This is a genomic window from Leclercia sp. 1548 (assembly GCF_050435045.1).
GTDB lineage: Bacteria > Pseudomonadota > Gammaproteobacteria > Enterobacterales > Enterobacteriaceae > Enterobacter > Enterobacter adecarboxylatus.
Genome location: NZ_JBNDJP010000002.1, coordinates 426,154 through 446,542 on the forward strand (window position 1 = coordinate 426,154; position 20,389 = coordinate 446,542).

General features: G+C 59.4%; 12 protein-coding genes. 4 read left to right on the forward strand and 8 right to left on the reverse strand.

Annotated elements, in window-relative coordinates; all coding sequences use genetic code 11:
* Positions 1-30 precede the first annotated feature (30 nt).
* From baeR to yegD, 7 genes are all read right to left on the reverse strand, one after another.
* Entirely contained in the window at positions 31-756 is a 726-nt protein-coding gene (gene baeR / locus ABIE02_RS07260) for a two-component system response regulator BaeR (protein ID WP_032612474.1), read from the reverse strand.
* Positions 753-2,156 carry a two-component system sensor histidine kinase BaeS gene (gene baeS / locus ABIE02_RS07265; protein WP_032612472.1) on the reverse strand — a complete coding sequence of 468 codons (1,404 nt, stop codon included), beginning with the start codon at positions 2,154-2,156 and terminating at the stop codon, positions 753-755. The genes baeR and baeS overlap by 4 nt, the downstream gene beginning before the upstream one ends.
* Entirely contained in the window at positions 2,153-3,568 is a 1,416-nt protein-coding gene (locus ABIE02_RS07270; RefSeq protein ID WP_103792149.1) for an MFS transporter, read from the reverse strand. Before ABIE02_RS07270 ends, baeS begins: the two co-directional genes overlap by 4 nt.
* Entirely contained in the window at positions 3,568-6,645 is a 3,078-nt protein-coding gene (mdtC, locus tag ABIE02_RS07275; protein WP_336994488.1) for a multidrug efflux RND transporter permease subunit MdtC, read from the reverse strand. Before mdtC ends, ABIE02_RS07270 begins: the two co-directional genes overlap by 1 nt.
* Positions 6,646-9,771 carry an MdtB/MuxB family multidrug efflux RND transporter permease subunit gene (locus ABIE02_RS07280; RefSeq protein ID WP_336994489.1) on the reverse strand — a complete coding sequence of 1,042 codons (3,126 nt, stop codon included), beginning with the start codon at positions 9,769-9,771 and terminating at the stop codon, positions 6,646-6,648.
* On the reverse strand, positions 9,771-11,003 hold the full coding sequence (locus ABIE02_RS07285) for an MdtA/MuxA family multidrug efflux RND transporter periplasmic adaptor subunit (RefSeq protein WP_279867272.1): 1,233 nt from the start codon (positions 11,001-11,003) through the stop codon (positions 9,771-9,773). The genes ABIE02_RS07280 and ABIE02_RS07285 overlap by 1 nt, the downstream gene beginning before the upstream one ends.
* Before the next feature lie 193 nt (positions 11,004-11,196).
* On the reverse strand, positions 11,197-12,549 hold the full coding sequence (yegD, locus tag ABIE02_RS07290) for a molecular chaperone (RefSeq protein WP_059307555.1): 1,353 nt from the start codon (positions 12,547-12,549) through the stop codon (positions 11,197-11,199).
* Between the two features lie 133 nt (positions 12,550-12,682).
* Here yegD and alkA point away from each other — a divergent pair, with 133 nt between their 5' ends.
* Entirely contained in the window at positions 12,683-13,549 is an 867-nt protein-coding gene (alkA, locus tag ABIE02_RS07295; RefSeq protein ID WP_163603226.1) for a DNA-3-methyladenine glycosylase 2, read from the forward strand.
* Here alkA and ABIE02_RS07300 read toward each other — a convergent pair.
* Entirely contained in the window at positions 13,520-16,846 is a 3,327-nt protein-coding gene (locus tag ABIE02_RS07300) for a diguanylate cyclase (RefSeq protein WP_059349858.1), read from the reverse strand. The two genes, alkA and ABIE02_RS07300, sit on opposite strands and share 30 nt — an antisense overlap.
* 342 nt (positions 16,847-17,188) lie before the next feature.
* Between ABIE02_RS07300 and udk the strand changes: the two genes are divergently transcribed.
* The 3 genes from udk (at position 17,189) to asmA (ending at position 20,387) form a co-directional block, all read left to right on the forward strand.
* Positions 17,189-17,830: a uridine kinase gene (gene udk / locus ABIE02_RS07305; RefSeq protein WP_032612454.1), complete on the forward strand. Its 642-nt coding sequence runs from the start codon at positions 17,189-17,191 to the stop codon at positions 17,828-17,830.
* A 91-nt stretch (positions 17,831-17,921) separates the two neighbouring features.
* The gene (dcd, locus tag ABIE02_RS07310) at positions 17,922-18,503 is read left to right on the forward strand and encodes a dCTP deaminase (RefSeq protein WP_032612452.1); all 582 of its coding nucleotides are present in this window, start codon (positions 17,922-17,924) and stop codon (positions 18,501-18,503) included.
* A gap of 27 nt (positions 18,504-18,530) precedes the next feature.
* The gene (asmA, locus tag ABIE02_RS07315; RefSeq protein WP_032612450.1) at positions 18,531-20,387 is read left to right on the forward strand and encodes an outer membrane assembly protein AsmA; all 1,857 of its coding nucleotides are present in this window, start codon (positions 18,531-18,533) and stop codon (positions 20,385-20,387) included.
* Positions 20,388-20,389: the final 2 nt, after the last annotated feature.

Genomic DNA, 20,389 nt, shown 5'->3' on the forward strand with positions numbered 1-20,389 from the left:
ACCCGCCGTAGCGGGTCATTTTATTTCCTGTCACGCGCCGATCCGGCACGCATCCGCTTCCCAGCGATATCCCACACCGTAAACTGCGCGAATAAACGACTGCTCTGCATCAAGGGATTCCAGCTTGCGCCGCAAGTTTTTGATGTGGCTGTCGATAGTACGATCGGTCACCACCCGGTAGTCATCATACAGATGGTTCAGCAGTTGCTCGCGAGAGAAAACCTTGCCCGGCTCGTGCGACAGGGTTTTCAGCAGGCGAAACTCGGCGGGGGTCAGATCCAACAGCTTGTTGCGCCAGCTTGCCTGAAAACGGCCTTCATCGATGATTAACGGACTTTCGGCATCCAGCGCCTGTAGATCACGCTGCGGTTTGCAGCGGCGCAGAATGGTTTTTACCCGGGCCACCACTTCGCGCGGGCTGTAGGGTTTGCAGATGTAATCATCGGCGCCGATCTCCAGTCCCAACAGTCGGTCAATCTCTTCGATTTTGGCGGTCACCATGACAATCGGCACTTCGGAGAAGCGGCGGATTTCGCGACACAGGGTCAGACCATCGGTGCCGGGCAGCATGAGATCGAGCAGGATCAGGTCCGGCGGGGTCTGGCGCACATACGGCAGAACCTGGTCGCCGTGGCTGATAAGCGACGGGGCATAACTTGCCGCCCGCAGATAGTCGATTAATAACTGCCCAAGCTTAGGCTCATCCTCCACGATCAGGATGCGGGGGGTATTTTCGTCAATGGGTAACTCAGTCATACTTCTCTCGATAAATCGCGTTCCAGCGGTAGCTCTACTGTAATGCTAACCCCGCCAAAAGGCGAATGGGCGGCGCGGAGGGTGCCCCCGTGGGCCTCGACGATGTTAACGCAGATCGCCAGCCCCAGTCCCGATCCGCCGCTGGCGCGGTTGCGGGAGCCTTCGGTACGATAAAAACGCTCAAACAGTCGGTGAAGCTGATCGTCAGAGACGCCGGGTGCGGTGTCGGCAAAGGTCAGCGCAAAGCGGTGATCTTCGCATTTACCGGAAATACGCAGCGCGCCCCCCGCGTCGGTATAGCGCAGGCTGTTTTCCAGCAGGTTGTTGAAAAGCTGCATCAGCCGGTCGCGATCGCCAAACACCACCGCGTTGTCCGGCAGCGACAGCTCAATGCGAAGGTCACGACTGGCAAAGCGTTCGCGGAAAACGCCGCTGGCCATTTCCAGAATGTTAATCACATCGACAGGCGCTTTCTGATAGGCCAGCGCCCCTTCGTCGGACATCGACAGCTGATGGAGATCCTCCACCAGCTTGGTCAGCGTCCCCACTTCCGCCTGCAGGGAGGTGACGGACTCCGGGGTGAACTTGCGTACTCCGTCCTGGATAGCCTCCAGCTCGCCGCGCAGCACCGCCAGCGGGGTGCGCAGTTCGTGGGAGATATCGGCCATAAAATCCCGCCGCATCTGCTGGTTCTTTTCAAGCGTGCTGGCGAGCTGGTTAAAGTCCTGCGCCAGCTTGCCCAGTTCGTCCTGGCTGCGGGTATCCACGCGGGTGGTAAAATCGCCTGCCGCCAGTTGATGCGTCCCTTCCACCAGCCGTTTAACCGGGGCCAGCAGGCCACGCGCCAGCGGGAAGGTCGCCAGCGCCGCCAGCAGGGTGGAGAGGGCGACAATCAGCCAACTGGTCTGCCGCTGTTGGCGGTCGAAGTTGATGTCGGTATTACGCGTCAGCCGCTCGACCGGGGAGGCGATCACCCAGCCGACGGCAGCGCCGTTGACGGTAATGGCCCGCTTCGTGCCGTCCGGCGGCACCGGAGCACGCGGCCCCACCAGCACCCGCATATCCTGGTCGATCACCCAGAACTGGGTGCGCCAGCCGTGGGGCGGCATGCCGGGGCCGGGACGATCGTCGTCAGTGTCGTGCTCCAGCGAGCGCAGGATCTGGAAAATAAACCGGTCATTATTGCGTAAAAAACGCCAGTTGCCGTGCAGGGCGTATTGCTCGGCCAGCGCATCGCTTAAGCCCTGTAACCGCTGTTCGTTACCGTGTTTGATGTAGTCGATAAAGCCACGCTCAAAGCTCACCCGCACTGCCCAGTGCATGGTGATCAGCAGTACGATACAGGTGGCAAAGATGGCCAGAAACAGCTTACCGGTAATGCCGGGCCGCCAGAACTTCATGGTTCACTCCTTTTGCGCCGCCTGATGACGACATTCTTACTGGTATCATCCGGGACCCGGGCGAAAATAATGGCCGGCAGGGCGATAATCACCGCCATGCTCAGGTAGGTGTAGAGGAAGACCTGATGGACCACCGGGCTGTCAGCCGTCAGGTGATGCTGGCCGTACATGCCCAACAGCAACCCGGCGATGGTCACGCCGACGCTCATTGACAGTTGCATAATCATCGACAGCAGGCTGTTGCCGCTGCTCGCCTGCTCATCGGGCAGATCTTTCAGCGTCAGGGTATTCATGGAGGAGAAGCGGATGGAATTGATCATCCCCTGGCAGAACAGTACCAGCGGCAGAACGTAGTACCAGCCCAGCAGCGCCACGGCCATAAACAGCAGGCTCACCAGCGCCAGCCCCAGCGTGGAGGCCACCAGCACCCGACGATAGCCAAAATAGTTCACCACCTGGACCACAATGCGCTTCATCCCCATGCTGCCGAGCACCATCGGGATCATCATCAGACCGGCGTGGAACGGCGAAAAGCCGAGGCCAATCTGCAAAAAGACCGGGGTCATAAACGGCAGCATCCCGCTGCCGATGCGCCCGGCAAAGCTGCCGAGCAGCCCCAGACGGTAGGTGGTATTTTGAAACAGCGTCAGGCTGAACAGGGCGCGGTCGTTGCCTCTGGCGTGCCACAGATACCACAGAATAGAAACCACCCCGATGGCGACCAGCCCGACCAGCGATAACGTGGAGATCCCCAGCCCTTTTTGCCCGTCCAGCGCCAGGGTCAGGGTCGCCATTCCCGCCGCCAGCAGGAAAAAGCCCACCAGATCGAAGCGCCGGGTCTGCATTTTGTAGTTCGGCATCAGCCAGAGGGTGGCAATCGCCCCGATAATGCCCACCGGCAGGTTAATCAGGAAGATCCAGTGCCAGGAGGCGTACTCCACCAGCATTCCGCCGAGCGCCGGGCCAAGTAGCGGCCCGACCTGGCCGGGCAGGGTGACGAAGGTCATCGCCGCCATGTACTGCGCGCGCGGGACAATCTTCATCACCGTCAGCCTGCCGACCGGCACCATCATTGCCCCGCCGACGCCCTGCAACACCCGGGATAGCACCAGTTCGTTCAGCGTCTCTGCCCGGGCACAGAAGAGCGACCCGGCGGTAAACAGCACGATGGCGGTACAAAAGATATTACGCACCCCCACTTTATCCGCCAGCCAGCCGCTGGCGGGCAGCATGACAGCCACCGTCAGCACATAGGCGACGATCACCATATGCATATGCAGCGGACTCTCCCCCAGGCTTTGCGCCATCGAGGGGAGGGCAGTATTAACAATGGTCGTATCCAGGGCCTGCATAAAAAAGCCGAAGGCGACGATCCATAACTGCCAGCGAACGTTAGCGGGGAGATCAGTCATCAGCCGGTTACCGTCTCTTTCTGTTTACGTGAAAAACGCACCCGTAAGCGGTCAAAGAACAGATAGACCACCGGAGTGGTGTAGAGCGTCAGCAGCTGGCTCATCACCAGCCCACCGACAATGGTAATGCCCAGAGGCTGACGCAGCTCTGCGCCATCACCGCTGGAGATCACCAGCGGCAGCGCGCCAAACAGCGCCGCCAGGGTGGTCATCATGATCGGCCGAAAACGCAGCAGGCAGGCCTGGAAGATCGCCTCCTGCGGGGTCATATTGCCGTTGCGCTGTGCCTCCAGCGCAAAGTCGACCATCATAATGGCGTTCTTCTTCACGATCCCGATTAACAGCATAATGCCAATCAACGCAATCAGGCTGAACGGCGCGCCAAACAGCTCCAGCGCCAGCAACGCCCCTACGCCCGCCGAGGGCAGGGTGGAGAGAATGGTCAGCGGATGGACGTAGCTCTCGTACAGAACCCCGAGCACGATATAGACCGTGGCAATCGCCGCCAGAATCAATATCACCTGCGAGTTCATCGTCTCCTGGAAGACCTGAGCCGTACCGGCAAAGCTGCCGCGCACCGTTGACGGCACGCCAAGCTGGGTCATGGCACGGTTGATGGCCTCGCTGGCTTCAGAGAGGGATTTGCCAGTCGGCAGGTTAAACGATACGGTCGATGCCGCCGACAGCCCCTGATGATTCACCGACAGCGGCGCGTTAGCGGGTTGCCAGTGGGCAAAGTACGACAGCGGGATCGCCTTGCCGTCGTTATTAATCACGAACATTTTATCCAGCGCACTGATGTCCTGGGTATAGCGCGGATCGACCTCCATGACCACTTTGTACTGGTTCATCGGCTGATAGATGGTCGAGATCTGGCGCTGGCCGAAGGCGTTATTCAGCAGACTGTTGGCGGCGCTCACATCAATGCCCAGCCGTGACATGGTTTCGCGATCGTAGGTCAGCGCCATCTCCGCGCCGTTATCCTGTTGGTTGGAGTTAACGTCTGCCAGCTCCGGCAGTGCCGCCAGCGCTTTACGGATTTTAGGCTCCCACTCTCTGAGTGCGGCAAGATCGTCCGACAGCAGGGTGTACTGGTAGCTGGCGTTCGACTGACGGCCACCGACGCGGATATCCTGCACCGCCACCAGGAACATGTTCGCCCCCGGCTCTTTGGCTAACTTCACCCTGAGGCGGTCGATCACCTGCTGGGCGGTTTCGTTACGCTGGTCGCGCGACTTGAGAGTGATAAACATCATTCCGCTGTTGACCCGCGAGCCGCCGGTAAAGCCGGTGACGTTATCCACGGCCTTGTCTTCGCGGATGATCTTCATGAAATCCTGCAACTTACCGCGCATGGCCTGGAAGGAGATGCTCTGATCGGCCTGTATCCCCCCCATCAATACCCCGGTGTCCTGCTCCGGGAAAAAGGTTTTGGGGATGGTGATGTACATCCAGACGTTAAGTGCGATGGTGCCAATTAACACCAGCCCGACGATCCGGGTGTGGTTCAGCACCCATTTCAGCGATTTACCGTAGCTCGTCTGTAACGCCATCAGCATCCGGCCAAAGCCTTTTTTGCGCGGCTGCGACTGGGGCGGGCTGCGCTTGAGCATCCAGCCGCACATCATCGGGGTAAGGGTTAACGACACCAGCAGAGAAATACCGATCGCCACCGACAGCGTGACCGCAAACTCCCGCAACAGACGCCCTGGCAGCCCGTCCATCAGCAGCAGCGGCAGGAACACCGCCACCAGCGACAGGCTCATGGAGAGCACCGTAAAGCCTACCTCCCGGCTGCCCTGCAATGCCGCCTGGAGAGGTTTCATTCCCGCTTCGAGGTGGCGGGAGATGTTCTCCAGCACCACGATGGCGTCATCTACTACAAAGCCGGTGGCGATAGTCAGCGCCATCAGCGACAGGTTGTTGAGGCTAAAACCGCACAGGTACATGGCGGCGAAGGTCCCAATCAACGATACCGGCACGGCGACGGCCGGGATTAGCGTTGCGCGGCCCGAGCGCAGGAACAGGAACACCACCAGGATCACCAGCGCCACCGAGATGATCAGCGACTGTTCCACCTCTTCCAGCGAGGCGCGAATGGTCGGGGAGCGATCCTGGGCAATCTGCAGATCGATGGCCGCCGGAATGGTCTCCTGCAACTCCGGCAGGCGGGCGCGGATGCTGTTGACCGTCTCGATAATGTTGGCTTCCGGCAGCTTGCGGATCATCAGCAAAATCGCGGGTTTGGCATTGGTCATCCCGGCGTTGCGCACGTCCTGCACCGAGTCCGTGACGCTCGCCACATCGCTTAAGCGCACGGCTGCGCCGTTGTTGTAATGGATGATCAGCGGCTGATATTCCGCCGCGGTTTTCAGCTCATCGTTGGTCTGGATCTGCCAGCGGTGGCTGTCATCCTCCACCGAACCCTGCGGTTTACGCACGTTGGCATTGCTGATGGCGCTGCGCACGTCATCCAGCGAGACGCCCTGGTTAAACAGCGCCTGCGGGTTCAACCCCACGCGCACCGCGGGCAGGGAGCTACCGCCGACATCCACATCCCCCACGCCGTCGATCTGGGCGATGGTCTGCGCCAGCTGGGTGGAGGCGAAGTCGTACAGCTGCCCCTGGGAGTAGGTGTCCGAGGTGAGCGTCAGGATCATAATGGGCGCATCGGACGGGTTGGCTTTGCGGTAGGTTGGCCGACTCGGCATCCCGCTCGGGAGCAGGCTTTGCGCAGCGTTGATCGCCGCCTGCACGTCGCGCGCCGCGCCGTTGATGTCGCGATTAAAGTTAAACTCCAGAATGATGCGCGTGCTGCCGAGGGAGCTGCTCGACGTCATCTCGTTCACCCCGGCAATGCGCCCGAGCGAACGCTCCAGCGGCGTGGCTACCGACGAGGCCATGGTTTCCGGCGAGGCACCCGGCAGCGACGCGCTGACCATGATCACCGGGAAATCCACCTGCGGCAGCGGAGCCACCGGCAGCAGCCGGAAGCCCAGCACGCCGCACAGGGTGATGGCGAGGGAGATTAAAATCGTCGCCACCGGGCGGTAAATGAAGAGGGCGAAAAACTTCACTTACGCCTCCTCTTCTTCACGTTTCGGGAAGCGGCTTTTGCTCCACAGCGCCAGGCGGTCAAACAGCAGGTAGATCACCGGGGTGGTAAAGAGGGTCAACACCTGGCTCACCAGCAGACCGCCGACCATGGCAATGCCTAACGGACGGCGCAGCTCGGCCCCGACCCCGGTACTGAGCATCAGCGGCAGGGCACCGAGCAGCGCGGCGAGGGTGGTCATCAGGATCGGGCGGAAACGCAGCAGGCAGGCCTGGTAGATGGCCTCCCGGGGCGGCATACCCTGCTCGCGCTCGGCGGCGAGGGCAAAGTCGATCATCATGATGGCGTTCTTCTTGACGATACCGATCAGCAGGATGATGCCGATAATCGCAATCACGTCCAGCTCGCTGCCCGCCAGCATCAATGCCAGCAGGGCACCCACGCCTGCGGTCGGCAGGGTAGAGAGAATGGTGATCGGGTGGATAAAGCTCTCGTACAGCACCCCCAGCACGATGTACATCGCCACCACCGCGGCAACAATCAGCCAGACAGTGCTACCCAGTGCCGCCTGGAAGGCGAGCGTACTGCCCTGGAATTTGGTCTGGATGTCCGTCGGGAAGCTAAGGTTTTTCTCTGCATCGGTAATCGCCTGCACCGCTTCGCCCAGCGAGTAATCATCCGGGACGTTGAACGAAATGGTGGTGGACGGGAACTGATCCAGATGGTTTACCGCCAGCGGCGTATAGCGCTCCTCAACTTTGGCAATGGCGCTCAGGGGCACAATGCCGCCGCCGCTGCTGGTCAGGCGCACGGAATCAAGGGCCGCCAGGCCTGGCGTCTGCCGCGTATCGTGCTCCAGCACCACCCGGTACTGGTTGGCCTGGGTGTAGATGGTGGAGATCAGGCGCTGGCCGAAGGCGTTGTACAGCGCGTTGTCCACATCCGCCATGGAGATCCCCAGACGGCTGGCGCTGTCGCGATCGACGTTGATGTACGCCGCCAGCCCTTTGTCCTGCCAGTCGCTGCTGACATCCGAGAGCTGCGGCAGCTGCTTAAGTTCATCCACCAGCTGCGGTACCCAGGTACTGAGGGCATCCAGGCTGGTGGCCTGCAAGGTGAACTGATACTGGGTGCGGCTCACCGTGGTGTCGATGGTCAGATCCTGCGTAGGCTGCAGATACAACGCCACACCCGGGACTTTGGCCACCGCATGCTGGAGTCGTTCGATGACCTTGTTAACCCGATCGTCGCGATCGTCCAGCGGCTTGAGGTTGATCTGCAGGCGGGCGCTGTTCAGCGACGGGTTGGTGCCATCGACGCCGACAAACGACGTCAGGCTCTCCACCGCCGGATCCTTCATGATAACGTCCGAGACCGCCTGCTGGCGCTGCGCCATGCTGGCAAAGGACACCGACTGCGGCGCCTGTAGAGTACCCTGGATAATGCCGTTATCCTGGATCGGGAAGAAGCCTTTCGGGATCATTACCCACAGCAGCACGCTCAGGGCCAGGGTGCCCAGCGCCACGCCAAGGGTGGCCCAGGGGTGGTTCAGCACTTTTGTCAGCATACGGCCGTAGGCGGCAATAATCCGCTCGAACATACGTTCCGAGGCGCGGGAAAAACGGTTCTGCTTGCGCAGGGATTCATGACTCAGCATGCGCGCGCACATCATTGGCGTCAGGGTCAAGGACACCACCGCCGAGATCAAAATGGCCACCGCCAGGGTGACGGCAAACTCACGGAACAGACGCCCGACGATATCCCCCATAAACAGCAGCGGGATCAGCACCGCAATCAGCGAGAAGGTGAGGGAGATAATGGTGAAGCCGATCTCGCCCGCGCCTTTCAACGCCGCCGCCAGCGGCTTTTCCCCTTTTTCGATATAGCGGGAGATGTTTTCGATCACCACGATGGCGTCATCCACCACAAAGCCGGTGGCGATGGTCAGGGCCATCAGCGTCAGGTTGTTGATCGAGAAGTCGAGGAACACCATCACCGCGAAGGTGCCCACCAGCGAGAGCGGCACCGCCACAGCGGGAATGATGGTCGCCGGAACGTTGCGCAGGAACAGGTAGATGATCATCACCACCAGCGCAATCGCCAGCATCAACTCAAACTGGGTATCGCTGACCGAGGCGCGAATGTTGGTGGTGCGATCCGACAGCACCTTGACGCTGACCGATTTCGGCAGGCTGTCGATAAGCGTTGGCAGCATGGCACGAATGCTGTCGGCGGTATCAATGATATTCGCCCCCGGCTGGCGCTGCACGTTCATCACGATCGCCTGCTGCTTGTTGGCCCACGCCCCGAGCCAGCTGTTTTCTGCCCCTTGCTCGACGGTGGAGACATCCCCTAAGCGGATCGCCGCTCCGTTCTGGTACGCCACAATCAGCTGACGGTATTCGTCGGCAGACTGCATCTGATCGTTAGCGGACAGCGTTACCGCCCGGTTTGGGCCATCGAGTGAGCCTTTCGCTGAGTTAACGTTGGCGTTGCTGATGGCGGTGCGGATGGTTTCGCTGGTCAGCCCGAGGGAGGCGATCGCCTGGGCATTCAGTTTGACGCGCACCGCCGGACGCTGGCCGCCGGACAGCGTAACCAGCCCGACGCCGGAAACCTGGGAAATCTTCTGCGCCACGCGGGTTTCCACCATGTCTTCGACCTGGGTCATCGGCATGGCGGAGGAGGTGACGGCAAGGGTCATGATCGGCGGATCCGCCGGGTTCACTTTGCTGTAGACCGGCGGGTTAGGCAGGTCGGAGGGCAGCAGGTTGGTGGCGGCGTTGATCGCGGCCTGCACCTCCTGCTCGGCAACATCCAGCGACAGGCTGAGCTGGAACTGCAGCGTCACCACCGACGCGCCGCCCGCGCTTTGGGAGGACATCTGCTTCAGGCCCGACATCTGGCCAAACTGGCGCTCCAGCGGAGCGGTAATGGCCGAGGTCACCACATCCGGGCTGGCGCCAGGGTAGAGCGTTACAACCTGAATGGTGGGGTAATCCACTTCCGGCAGGGCGGATACGGGCAGGAAGCGGTAGCCGATAATCCCTGCCAGCAGGATCGCCACCATCAGCAGCGTCGTGGCGACAGGGCGCAGGATAAACAGACGTGACGGCCCGCCTGTAGAACTCGGGGGCATCACCTGCATCAGGAGGTCGCTCCCTGTGATTTATGTTCACGTTTCGCCGGCTGGGTAGCGGTGTCGCTGTGGGCTTCCACCACTTCCACTTTTGCCCCTTCGGTCAGACGGTCGATGCCATCAGTTACCACGCGATCGCCTGCCGACAGTCCGGCGGCAATCACCACGCTCTGGCTGTCCTGAATGCCCGCTTTAACCCGATGTTTGCTGACGTTGTTGTCGCTGTTCAGCACCCAGACAAAGTTGCCTTCGTTGCCCATCTGCAGCGCAGCCGTCGGGATCACCACGGCATTCTCTTCGGTGGCGACCAGCATCCGGGCATTGACAAACTGGTTCGGGAACAGGGCATCGTCCTGATTGTTGAAGCGCGCTTTCAGCTTGATGGTGCCGGTGGTGGTGTCGATCTGGTTGTCGAGGCTCAGCAGGGCGCCGTCGCTCAGCTTCTGCTTGTTGGCCCGATCCCAGGCCTCCACGGTTAAGGCCTTACCGGCTTTCTGCGCCTGGATCACAGTGGCGATATCGCTCTCCGGCAGGGTGAATACCAGGTCGATAGGGTGGGTCTGGGTGAGCACCACGATCCCGGTGGTATCCCCACTGGAGATCTGATTGCCGATATCCACCTGCTTTAACCCCACGCGCCCGTCGATGGGGGCAGTGATGCGGCTCCAGTCGAGCTGCAGCTGGGCGCTGGCAACGGCGGCCTGATCCGCTTTAATGGTGCCCAGGCTTTCACTCACCAGTGCCTGTTGGGCATCCAGCTCCTGACGGGAGACGAGATTGGTTTTCACCAGTTGCTGATAGCGGGCCAAATCGCGGCGGGCATTGGCGAGGGTGGCGGTGTCTTTCGCCAGCTGTCCCTGCGCCTGGGCCAGCGCCACCTTGAACTGGCTGGGGTCGATTTCAGCCAGCAGATCGCCAGCTTTCACCTGCTGTCCTTCCTGGAAGTGCAGGGCGATCAGCTGCCCGTCGACGCGGCTGCGCACGGTAACGGTGTTGGCTGCGGTAATGGTGCCCAGCCCGGAGAGGTAGCGCGGCACGGATTTACTTTCTGCGGTCGCGGCCTGCACCGGGGCCAGCGCCCCGCCGCGCATACCATGGCGTCCACCGCCTGTCGGGCGCTGCGCCTGGCTGGACGCACCGGCAGGGGCCGAAGACTGTTGATGCCAGTACCATGCGGCGGCAAGGGCCACCACAATGATGCCAGCGGCGATTACCCAGCGGGATTTATTGCGGCCTTTCATCGTTATACGTACTCATCCTGAAACTGTGCAGAAAATAATACTAGTTTAGTGAGGCAATGAAGCAGAAAAATGGAGGAAATATGGAAGACTGTCTGGAATTGTCTGAATGGCACCGGTCTGGATGCCGGATAGCAACGGCGCGCCTGATAAAGTTGCAGGCCGGGCAAGCGAAGCGCCGCCCGGCCTGTCAAGACTAGCTGAAAACGACCTGCGCCCAGCGGGCTAAACCTGCCGTCACCGAGCCAAAGTCATCGCCGCCAGCAATAGGGATGCCCGGCAGCTGCTGCGCCAGCGCTTTTTTGATCAGCGGTGAGCGGGCGCTACCGCCGGTCAGGTAGATCACGTCCGGCTTTTCGTTGCCGTTATCCAGCGCCAGTTGCACCTGCTCAAGGATACGCTGTAAGGGCTGCGACAATGCCGCTTCCAGCCCCTGCTGGCTGATAGCGGTCGCCAGCTCCTCGCTGATAAACGGCAGCGTTACGGCGTGCTCTGCGGCCCCGGAGAGGGCAATTTTGCTCTCTTCCGCGCTACGCACCATCCGATAGCTCAGGCGCTGACGCCACACTTTATGCAGCAGCGCCACTTTCTCGCCGTCCTGGGCATCGCGCACCAGATCGTTAAGAAAACGCCCGTTGGCGACGCTGTAGAAATCGCTTTGCGCCGGTACATCGTTGATCGCCACGGCGTTCCACCACGGCAGTATTGGCAGGGCGGTGCCCTTCGCGGTTTGTCCACCCATGCCCAGCAGGGGCATCAGGCTTCTGAAGGCCAGGGCGATGTCCAGGTCGTTACCGCCGATACGGCAGCCGCTGTGCCCCAGCAGGCTGGTTTCGCGATCGCGACGCTCATGCCATTGTGGTCCCATTAACAGCAGCGAGCAGTCAGTGGTCCCCCCACCGATATCCACGACCAGCACCCGTTTTTCACTGTTCAGGGTCGCTTCAAAATCCAGCCCGGCGGCAACCGGCTCGTACTGGAACACCACGTCACGGAATCCGGCGCGCTGTGCGGCGCGCTCAAGGATCCCCTGTGCCTGCTGGTTCGCTTCATCGCCCCCCAGCCCCTGGAAGTTGATCGGACGGCCAATCACCGCCTGGGTGATCTCCTCCGTCAGCTGGGACTGCGCCTGCTGGCGAATATGCAGCATCATGGCGCAGACCAGATCTTCAAACAGCGCCACCTGCTGCGGTTTCAGACCGCTGGCACCGAGGAAAGATTTCGGTGACTTTACGAAGTAGACCTCTTCGGGATCCTCAATGTAGTGACCCAGCGACGACAGGCCAAACTGCACGCTGCCCGGGGTAACGTCGATATCTTCGTCGCGGTTAAAATTGACCGCGCGGCGCAGCAGTGCCTGGGTTTCCGCGCCGGTGGCCGGAACCTGATGATGGCGGTACAGCCACTCGCTCACCGCTTCGCGCGTCGGTGCGCAGAGCATCGACGGCAGGAGCGTGCTGTTATTTTCCATTTTCAGCAGCTGCGGCTGCCCGTTTTGCATTACTGCTACTGAGCAGTTGGCGGTGCCATAGTCAAATCCGATAAACACGTCAGCGTCCCCATGCCATTGAGAAGGGGCGAGACTTTAGCGAAATGTCAGGCTGGCGACAACTGGAATATGAAAGCAAGGCGCAACCCCTCAACTCCGTTTATGCTGTGACAGGACAAAAAAAGGAGCAACGATGTTTACTCTGACCTGGCAGCCGCCCTACGACTGGCAATGGATGTTGAAATTTCTTGGCGACCGTGCGGTGGCCGGGATTGAAATCGTGACCCCCACCGACTACACCCGCAGCTTTGCCTGCCAGGGCTATCGGGGGCTGATTCACGTCACGCCGCAGCCGCAGGCGGGCACGCTGCAGGTGGTGCTCAGCGACGGGCTGTTGCCGATTGCCGATCTCTGCCTGGCGCGCATCACCCGCCTGTTCGATCTGCACTGCGATCCACGGCAAATAGCCACAGCGCTCGGCACCCTTGGGGCCGCGCGGCCGGGCCTGCGTCTGCCGGGATCGGTTGATACCTGGGAGCAGGGCGTGCGCGCCATTCTCGGGCAACTGGTCAGCGTGGCGATGGCGGCAAAGCTGACGGGCAAGCTGGTGGCGCTCTGCGGCGAACCGCTGCCTGAAGCACCGGGCTACCGCTGTTTCCCGGAGCCTGCCGCGGTGGCGGGTGCCGATCCGCTGGCGCTGAAAGCGCTGGGCATGCCGCTGAAACGCGCGGAATCCCTGATTCATCTGGCGCAGTCGGTGGTGGCGGGGGATTTCCCGTCGGAGACACCGGTTGATATCGACAGCGCGATAAAAGCGTTGCAGACCCGGCCGGGTATTGGTCGCTGGACGGCGAACTACTTTGCCCTGCGCGGCTGGCAGGCAAAAGATGTCTTTCTGGCGGATGATTATCTGATTAAACAGCGTTTTGCCGGGATGACCCCGGCGCAAATCCGTCGCTATGCTGAACGCTGGCAGCCGTGGCGCTCGTACGCCCTGCTGCACATCTGGTACACCGACGGCTGGACGCCGTCAGTTGATGGCGAAATAACTGGTATTTAGCAGGAGTTCCAGCGGCTGCGGCTCACCGATGGTGTTGCCGAAGATATAGTCGATGCCAATGCCGGAGAGCGTATCCATCATGATCGGCTGGTTGCTCGGTCCGGCAATGGTCTTGATGCCCAGGCGGCGGGCATGACCCTGGATGATGGTCACCAGCATCTCATCCATCAGGTTGGCGTGGACGTTAACCACCAGATCGGGATCGAGGAGCAGATAATCGGCCATCTGCGCGCTCAGGTGGTTGAACACCTCCATATCGCGGCCCACATGGCTCAGGATAATGCGGCATCCGGCCTGACGCAGTTTGTCCAGGTTGTTGCGGGTGTGCTCATCCTCCAGCGCCAGCACGCTAACGTTCACCACCAGATGCAGCAGTCGCGGCTGCAGTGGACTGGCCCGCAGCATCTCCAGCAGTTCATCCACCAGCGTGGCGCTGGCAAGACCGGCGGTTGACAGCGGCAGGGCGACCCCGGTGCCTTTGCTGGTCAATGGCGTGGCGAAATTGCGGAAAAATTCCTGCAGGATGCGTCTGTCGAGGGCGTGAATCAGCTCAGGCTCTGCCAGCCCCGCCCGGAAGGCCTGCTCCTCCAGCATCTCGCCGTCGTTGGTCCACAGACGCAGGGCCAGCATCCAGAAGGTGCTGCTTTCCGGTATCCGCGGCGAGGCGACGCTACGGGCGATCATCAACAGATGATTGTCTTTGATCATGTGCCACTGCTCGTCGAGAGAGATGGTACCTGCTTCGAGCGTCCGTTCCTGTTGCGGTTCATACACCGTCACCACGCCACGACCGTTGTTTTTGGAGGAGTAGCAGGCGATATCAGCCTGGGACATGACCTCTGAGGCCTGGTTGTTGCGCTCGTCAATCTGGGTGATCCCGGCGCTGGCGCCAATCCGGTGCAGGCGACCTTCCCACATAAAGTGATAATCGTTGATTGCGTCAATGATGCGACCGGCAATGTAGCGCGCGCTTTCGGTGTTGCAGTCTGGCAGCAGCAGGCCGAACTCATCCCCGCCGAGGCGCGCCAGCATGTCGGTGGAGCGCAGCATGCTGAGCATCAGCGACGACAGTTCCCGCAGCAGCGCATCCCCCGCCGCGTGGCCTGCGGTGTCGTTGACTGCCTTAAAGCGGTCCAGATCGATAAATACCAGGGCGTGACGCTGACGGGTATCCTGCACGGTGAGCAGCATCCGCTTGAGACAGGCCTCAAAGCTGACGCGGTTCGCGAGGTGGGTTAAGGCATCGTGAGAGGCGTTGTAGCTCAGCTCGCGCAACATTTTGCGCGATTCGGTGACGTCCTGAATGACCAGCACCGAGCCAATGTTTTGCCCGTCAAGGGTGCTCAGCGGCGTAATGCTGTAGTGGATATCGTAGCTGCCACCGTTGCGGCTGTGCAGCACCACATCCTGTTCGATGTCGCTGCGGGACATATCGCCGCTGTGAATGTTTTCCATCAGCGGGCCATTATCCCCGAAGGTGATATGCAGCACCGAGAGGATCGGTTGCGACAGCGCATCCTGCTGCAGCCAGCCGCTCATCTTCTCCGCTACCGGGTTCATAAAGGTGACGTTCATGTTTACGTCGGTACAGAGCACCGCTTCACCGATGGAGTCGAGGGTAATATGCAGACGCTCTTTTTCCTGGAACAGCGCCTCATTTAGCTCCTTGACCTCGGTCATGTCCATATTAATGCCGAGCAGACGTTCCACTTCACCCTGTTTATTCAGCACCCGGTTCGCCAGGGCGCGGATATGGCGAATGCCGTCTTTCACCCGGATACGAAACTCCAGTTTGAACGGGATGCGGGCTGCCAGCGAATCGCGCACCACCTGTTCGGCCAGGACGCGATCTTCCGGCAACATGCATTCGTGCCACAGCTGCCAGGTAGGTTTAACGTGGGCAGGCACTTCATACAGCTCGAACATGCGTTTGTCCCAGCTGATGACGTTAGGTTTGACGTCCCACTCCCAGATACCGATGCCCCCTGCTTCGTTAGCCAGGGTAATACGCTCCATCAGGCGCTTATTAACCCATTCGGTATGCTTGAGATCGTTAATGTCTTCGATCTGGGCGATATAGTAGAGCGGCGTACCGTCAGCATGACGCACCAGCGACACCGCCAGCAGCGCCCACACCACCTCGCCATTACGGGTGTAGTAGCGTTTTTCCAGCGAGTAGCTGTTGATTTCGCCTTTTAACAGCTGGTCCAGCTGCGCCAGATCGCTTTCCAGATCTTCCGGCCAGGTTAATTGCTGGAAGTTAAGGGAACGCAGCTCTGCCTGGGTGTAGCCGAGGAACTGACACAGCGCCTTGTTGGCCTGCAGCCACTGTCCGTCGGTGCTGACCAGCGCCATGCCGATAACGGAATACTCCATTGCATTACGGAAACGCTCTTCGCTTTCGGTAATGTGCTTACGCTCTGCGCGAAACGCGTACATCACCATGGTCATGATGTTGGCGGGCAGCAGCATCATCAGGAATGGCAGCCAGGGGGCATTGACCATCACGCTGGCGTTCTGCGTGACCAGCGGAGTGGGGTTTTTGGCAATCATCAACGACACCATCATCACTGTGACGAGGAAGACCAGGAAGGCTTCCAGGCGCGGCAGACGCACGGCGCTCCACATCAGCAGAACGATAATGGCCGTAAACGGCCACGGCAGGAAATGCAGGGAAATCCAACTCAGCAGCAGCGTGACTGCCATGGTCAGCAGCGTTTCAAACAACAGGCGGGGATTACGGTGACGCAAGAGATAGTGCGGTTTGAACAGCAGGCCTAAAGGCACCAGCGCCAGCGAGCCGATGGACTCCGACAGCACCCAGACCAGAAAACTGCGCAGCGGCTCGTCGCTCGGCACCAGCAGATAAATCATCACGCCGCCCAGCAGGGGAGGGATCACCGCGCTGCCAATGGCCAGACGGATCCAGTCCCCCAGATCCTGCAACGGATTGTAGCTGGGCAGCAGTTTTCGCAGCAGCAAGGCCCCGACAAAGGCCTCAAGGACGTTGATGCCAGCGTACCAGAAGTTGATTGACGCCCAGGAGAAAATCAGCCAGGAGGATAAGATGTTACCGAGGGTGCAGGCGAGGGCGATCCCAGGCCACATCTTCCCGGCGTGGCGGTAAAACGCCACCATCATAATGGAGGTCGGGAACCATAAAGGTGCCAGAAATGTTCCGAAACGCGTTAATTCAAGCGAGAAAAGGGTGAAAATGAAGGTAACCAGACCAAGACTGACAAGCCGTAGTAGAGGATGTGGCGTAGTTACCAAAACGCGCTGGTATTTTTTTTTCATTACCGCTTTATCCGAAGACGCCATGCCGCCAGGAGCCAACCCCGGACGAGTTCATTTCTAATTTGAACCATGCTAGTACAAACAATTTACAATTAATATGGTATGCGCTCATAAATTGACATCACAGTGTTATTAAATACTTATCCTGCAAAAAATTCATCTTTAGCGCTGGAAAAGTAAGCAGTTAAATTTATGTCAGGGCGATCAGTATGGTCTTTGAACGCGTCTCGCATAACATTTCTATTCGACTGGTATCAGGCCCGTTAAATCCCTATAATTGCCGCGTTTGACGCTCAGGCGTCGTCCTTCCTTACATCCAGGTTACTCAGGTCGCAAAAATTTATGACTGATAAGTCTCATCAGTGCGTCATTATAGGCATCGCCGGCGCATCGGCTTCAGGTAAAAGTCTCATTGCCAGTACGCTTTACCGTGAATTACGTGAACAGGTCGGTGATGAGCACATCGGTGTCATTCCAGAAGACAGTTACTACAAAGATCAAAGCCATCTGTCGATGGAAGAACGTGTTAAGACCAATTACGACCATCCGAGCGCGATGGATCACAGCCTGTTATTCCAACACCTCCAGGCCCTGAAGAACGGCACCGCCATTGAGCTGCCGGTATATAGCTATGTTGAACACACCCGTCTGCAGGAAACCGTTCGCATTGCTCCGAAGAAGGTCATCATCCTCGAAGGGATCCTGTTGCTGACCGACGCCCGTCTGCGTGAATCGATGAACTTCTCGATTTTTGTCGATACTCCGCTGGATATCTGCCTGATGCGCCGCATCAAACGCGACGTGAACGAACGTGGCCGCTCCATGGATTCGGTGATGGCGCAGTACCAGAAAACGGTACGCCCAATGTTCCTGCAGTTCATTGAGCCTTCCAAACAGTATGCCGATATCATCGTGCCGCGCGGGGGTAAAAACCGCATTGCCATTGATATTCTGAAAGCGAAAATTAGCCAGTTTTTTGAATAACACACACGAATTGTGTACCGTTCAAAGATAATCGGGTTCACCCTCCGGCTTTATTGGCCTGAGGGTGCGATGCACGAAAGGAGAAAGTGGCATGCGTCTTTGTGACCGAGATATTGAAGCCTGGCTGGACGAAGGCCGTCTGACCATCACCCCGCGCCCGCCCGTTGAGCGGATTAACGGCGTTACTGTCGATGTGCGTCTGGGTAATAAGTTTCGTACCTTTAGCGGTCATACCGCGCCATTTATCGACCTGAGCGGGCCGAAAGATGAAGTCAGCGCGGCGCTCGATCGGGTGATGAGCGATGAGATCGTGCTGGCCGACGGCGAAGCGTTTTACCTGCACCCGGGTGAACTGGCGCTGGCGGTCACGTTTGAGTCGATTACGCTGCCTGCGGATCTGGTGGGCTGGCTCGACGGGCGCTCCTCTCTGGCGCGTCTGGGGCTGATGGTGCACGTGACCGCGCACCGTATCGATCCAGGCTGGTCCGGGCGAATCGTTCTGGAGTTTTTCAACGCGGGTAAACTGCCGCTGGCGCTGCGCCCGGGTATGATGATCGGCGCGTTGAGTTTTGAGCCGTTAACCGGCCCGGCGGCACGTCCGTATAACGCCCGTCAGGACGCAAAATATCGCGACCAGCAGGGTGCGGTCGCGAGCCGTATTGATAAAGATTGAGCTTAAATCCGGTCCATTGAGGAAGCCATGAGAAGAGTTCTTACAACGCTGATGATTTTGCTGGTGGTGCTGGTTGCGGGCCTGTCAGCGTTGGTTCTGCTGGTCAATCCCAATGACTTTCGCACCTACATGGTGCGTCAGGTCGAGGCCCGTAGCGGTTACACGCTGAAGCTGGAGGGGCCACTGCGCTGGCACGTCTGGCCGCAGCTCAGCATCCTGTCCGGGCGCATGTCGCTTACCGCACCGGGGGCTTCTGTGCCGCTGGTTGCCGCCGACAATATGCGCCTTGACGTGGCGCTGATGCCGCTGTTTTCACATCAGCTGCAGGTTAATCAGGTGATGCTCAAAGGGGCAGTCATCCAGCTGACCCCGCAGTCAGAAGCGGTGCGTAACGCCGATGCGCCGGTCGCCCCGCGTGAAAACACCCTCCCGGACAAAGCGGAAGATACCGGCTGGTCATTCGATATTGGTCGCCTGAAGGTGGCTGACAGCCTGCTGGTGTTCCAGCACGAGGGTGATGAGCAGGTCACGGTACGCAATATCAACCTGCAGATGGAGCAGGATGAACATCATAAAGGTAAGATCGACTTTAGCGGCCGCGTTAACCGCAATCAGCGCGATCTGACCCTCTCCCTCGCCGCACAGGTGAATGCCTCTGACTATCCGCACCTGTTGAGCGCCGACATCCAGCAGCTAAGCTGGCAACTGACCGGCGTCGATCTGCCTTCTCAGGGCATTAGCGGGCAGGGCACCCTGCAGGCGCAGTGGCGTGAAGAGCAGAAACAGCTCGAACTCAACCAACTTAATTTACAGGCCAATGACAGCACGCTGACCGGCCAGGCGAGCGTGATCCTTGGCAACGAACCGCAGTGGAACATGAACCTGCAGTTCGACAAGCTTAATCTGGAAAACCTGCTTCCTGCACAGGCCGCACCAGCCGCCAGGGGCGAGGTGGTGCAGCAGCAGGGTCAAGCGCAGGCTAAACCCCAGCGGCCAGTGATCGCCTCCAGTCTGGAGCAGCCCGATTACAACGGCCTGCGCGGCTTTAGCGCCGATATTCTGCTGAAAGCCAACAGCGTACACTGGCGGGGTATGGACTTCACCCAGGTCACCAGCCAGATGACCAACAAAAATGGCCTTCTGACCATCGCTGAGCTGAGCGGTAAGATGGGGGAGGGGCATCTCTCATTACCCGGCACGCTCGATGTGCGTAAAGCTGTCGCCCGGTCTTCTTTCCAGCCGCGTCTGGACAACATTGAGATCGGCACCATTCTGAAGGCCTTTAACTACCCGATTTCGCTGACCGGCAGCCTGACCATGGCAGGTGATTTCTCGGGCAGCAAGATTGATGCCGACGCCTTCCGTCAGTACTGGCGGGGACAGGCCCATCTGGAAATGCGTAACACCCGCATGGAAGGGCTTAACTTCCAGCAACTGGTACAGCAGGCGGTAGAGCGCAGCAGCAACGTGAAGGTGAAAGAGAACGTTGATAACGCGACCCGTCTGGACAGCTTTGTCACCGACCTGAGCCTCGACGAGGGCCAGGTGACGCTGGATGATATGCAGGGCGCATCACCGATGCTGATGCTTGAAGGGAATGGCACGTTGGATCTGATCAAAGAAACGGCTGATACCCGCTTCAAAATCCGCGTGCTGGAGGGCTGGCTCGGTGAAAGCCGACTGATCGATTTCCTGAAAACAACGCCGATCCCGCTTAACGTTTATGGTAACTGGCAGGCGCTGAACTACAGCCTGCAGGTGGATCAGCTGCTGCGTAAACATCTTCAGGATGAAGCGAAACGTCGTCTGAGCGGTTGGGCGGATAAGAATAAAGATTCGCAGAACGGTAAAGATGTGAAGAAGTTACTGGAAAAGCTTCAGTAGTA

What these genes read in the sequence shown, in the direction of transcription:
- baeR (WP_032612474.1), bottom strand. Translation starts at nt 756, where the DNA reads ATGACTGAGTTACCCATTGACGAAAATACCCCCCGCATCCTGATCGTG.
- baeS (WP_032612472.1), bottom strand. Translation starts at nt 2,156, where the DNA reads ATGAAGTTCTGGCGGCCCGGCATTACCGGTAAGCTGTTTCTGGCCATC.
- ABIE02_RS07270 (WP_103792149.1), bottom strand. Translation starts at nt 3,568, where the DNA reads ATGACTGATCTCCCCGCTAACGTTCGCTGGCAGTTATGGATCGTCGCC.
- ABIE02_RS07280 (WP_336994489.1), bottom strand. Translation starts at nt 9,771, where the DNA reads ATGCAGGTGATGCCCCCGAGTTCTACAGGCGGGCCGTCACGTCTGTTT.
- ABIE02_RS07285 (WP_279867272.1), bottom strand. Translation starts at nt 11,003, where the DNA reads ATGAAAGGCCGCAATAAATCCCGCTGGGTAATCGCCGCTGGCATCATT.
- alkA (WP_163603226.1), top strand. Translation starts at nt 12,683, where the DNA reads ATGTTTACTCTGACCTGGCAGCCGCCCTACGACTGGCAATGGATGTTG.
- ABIE02_RS07300 (WP_059349858.1), bottom strand. Translation starts at nt 16,846, where the DNA reads ATGAAAAAAAAATACCAGCGCGTTTTGGTAACTACGCCACATCCTCTA.
- udk (WP_032612454.1), top strand. Translation starts at nt 17,189, where the DNA reads ATGACTGATAAGTCTCATCAGTGCGTCATTATAGGCATCGCCGGCGCA.
- dcd (WP_032612452.1), top strand. Translation starts at nt 17,922, where the DNA reads ATGCGTCTTTGTGACCGAGATATTGAAGCCTGGCTGGACGAAGGCCGT.
- asmA (WP_032612450.1), top strand. Translation starts at nt 18,531, where the DNA reads ATGAGAAGAGTTCTTACAACGCTGATGATTTTGCTGGTGGTGCTGGTT.